This window comes from Streptomyces sp. NPDC004667, from assembly GCF_040609475.1.
Classification (GTDB): domain Bacteria; phylum Actinomycetota; class Actinomycetes; order Streptomycetales; family Streptomycetaceae; genus Streptomyces.
On the sequence record NZ_JBEXKC010000233.1, the window covers coordinates 1 to 2,376 of the forward strand.

Below are 2,376 nucleotides of genomic sequence, written 5' to 3' on the forward strand. Positions count from 1 at the left end.
ATCCGTCCACACGTCATCTCTGCACCCACGGGCGGGGCGGGGCCCTAGGAGCAGCCCCTCGCCGAGGACGCCTCCCCGGGCCGGCGGGCAGGCTCCGCCGAGGAGCGCGCCGCGGCCGCCCGCGCGGGCGTCTCCGTAGGCCTCCCGGACACGACGCGGCAGCCGCTGGTCGTCACCGCCGGCAGGGCGGGCGCGGAGGGCGCCGTACGCGACGTGGAGGCGGGCCGGACCACCGCCGAGGGCACCTACCTGGCGCCCTGGCTGTTCACCGCCCCGCTGCTCTCCCCCGGCGCGGGCCAGCTGGTTCCCCTGCGGTACGCGCCGAACGGCCCCGCCGCCGTGGAGTACCTGACGGCGCTCGGCGCCCGCCTGCCGGGCGAGCCGCCCACCGCTTCCGGGTACGAGGCCTGGCGCCTGGCGCGGGGCACCTCGGGCCCGGCGCCCGCCCGGCTGTACGCCACCGCCGTGCTCTACGTACCCGGCAGCGGCGGCTCCGGCGGCCACCACCACGAGGGGACGACGAGCTGGCTGCCCAGCGGAATGATCGTCCCGGTGGCGAACCTCGGCACGGCCTGACCCCTCCCCCGCCTGACCCCCTCCCCCTCCCCCCTCCCCCCTCCCCGTAGGAGCACGGACTCATGACGGAAACAGTCGCGCCGCCGGTCCGCACCGCGCGGACCGCCCGGCCCGCCGCCAAACGCCCCGAGGGGCAGTGGGCGCTGGGCGAGCGGGAACCGCTCAACGCCAACGAGGAGTTCAAGCAGGTCGAGGACCCGCTGCTGGTGCGCGAGCGCATCGAGCGGGTCTACTCCCGCGAGGGCTTCGCCTCCATCGACCCCGACGACCTGCGCGGCCGGATGCGCTGGTGGGGGCTGTACACGCAGCGCAAGCCCGGCATCGACGGCGGCAGGACCGGCTCCCTGGCCCCGGAGGAGCTGGAGGACGAGCACTTCATGATGCGGGTGCGCAGCGACGGCGGCACCCTCGACGCCGCCCAGCTGCGGGCGATCGCCGACATCTCGGTGCGCTTCGCCCGCAACACGGCGGACGTCACCGACCGGCAGAACATCCAGCTGCACTGGGTGCGGATCGAGGACGTGCCCGAGATCTGGCGGCGGCTGGAGGAGGTCGGCCTGTCGACGACGGAGGCCTGCGGGGACTGCCCGCGCGTCATCGTCGGCAGTCCGGTGGCCGGGGTGGGCGCGGACGAGGTCCTCGACGCGACCCCGGCCGTACGGGAGATCGCCGCCCGCTACATCGGCGACCCGTCGCTGTCGAACCTGCCGCGCAAGTACAAGTCGGCGGTGTCCTGGCTGCCGGACATCCCCTACGAGATCAACGACCTGGCCTTCCTGGGCGCGGTCCACCCGGAGCACGGGCCGGGCTTCGGCATGTGGGTGGGCGGCGGGCTGTCGACGGTGCCGGTCCTCGCGCAGCACGTCGGGGTGTGGGTGCCGCTCGACGAGGTTCCGGACGTGTGGGTGGCGGTGGCGCGGCTGTTCCGCGACTACGGCTACCGGCGGCTGCGCGGGCGGGCCCGGCTGAAGTTCCTGATCGCCGACTGGGGCGTGGAGCGGTTCCGCAAGGTCCTGGAGGAGGAGTACCTGGGCCGGCCCCTGCTCGACGGCCCGGCCCCCTCGCTCCCCCCGGTCCCGATCGACCACATCGGCGTGCACCCGCAGAACGACGGCCTGTCGTACGTGGGCGCGGCGCCGGTCGTCGGCCGCCTCTCGGGTACGCGGCTGGCCGCGCTGGCCGACCTGGCGCAGGCCCACGGCAGCGGCCGGGTCCGGCTGACCCCGTACCAGAAGCTGCTGGTCCTGGACGTGGCCGACCCGGAGCCCCTGGTCGCGGAGCTGGCGGAGATCGGCCTGCAGGCCCGCCCCTCGCCGTGGCGCCGGAACACGATGGCCTGCACGGGGATCGAGTACTGCAAGCTGGCGATCGTGGAGACGAAGGAACGGGCGGCGACCCTGGTCGCGGAGCTGGAGAAGCGCCTGGCGGGAGAGGACGTGGGCCTGACCGTCAACATCAACGGCTGCCCCAACTCCTGCGCCCGTACGCAAGTCGCCGACATCGGCCTCAAGGGCCAGCTGGTCGCCGACGAGGACGGCCGGCAGGTGGAGGGCTTCCAGGTACACCTGGGCGGCAGCCTGACCCTGGCGGCGGACCAGGAGGGCGGCTTCGGCAAGAAGCTCCGCGGCCTGAAGACGACGGCCGCGGACCTCCCGGACTACGTGGAACGCCTGACCCGCGCGTACCTGGCGGGGCGTACCGACGCCGCGGAGTCCTTCACCTCGTGGGTGACCCGCTGCGACGAATCCGCCCTGGCGTAACGCCGTTTGGCCGCGGCCCGGGGGGGGACCCTCCCGCCGG

Annotated in this window: 2 protein-coding genes; both read left to right on the plus strand. The window is 74.8% G+C overall.

The features are described 5' to 3' along the window. Positions 1-213 precede the first annotated feature (213 nt). Positions 214-576 carry a hypothetical protein gene (locus ABZW32_RS39595; RefSeq protein ID WP_356225741.1) on the plus strand — a complete coding sequence of 121 codons (363 nt, stop codon included), beginning with the start codon at positions 214-216 and terminating at the stop codon, positions 574-576. Positions 577-638: 62 nt separating this feature from the next. Next, positions 639-2,336, plus strand: a complete 1,698-nt coding sequence (locus tag ABZW32_RS39600; RefSeq protein WP_356225742.1) for a nitrite/sulfite reductase — start codon at positions 639-641, stop codon at positions 2,334-2,336. Positions 2,337-2,376: the final 40 nt, after the last annotated feature.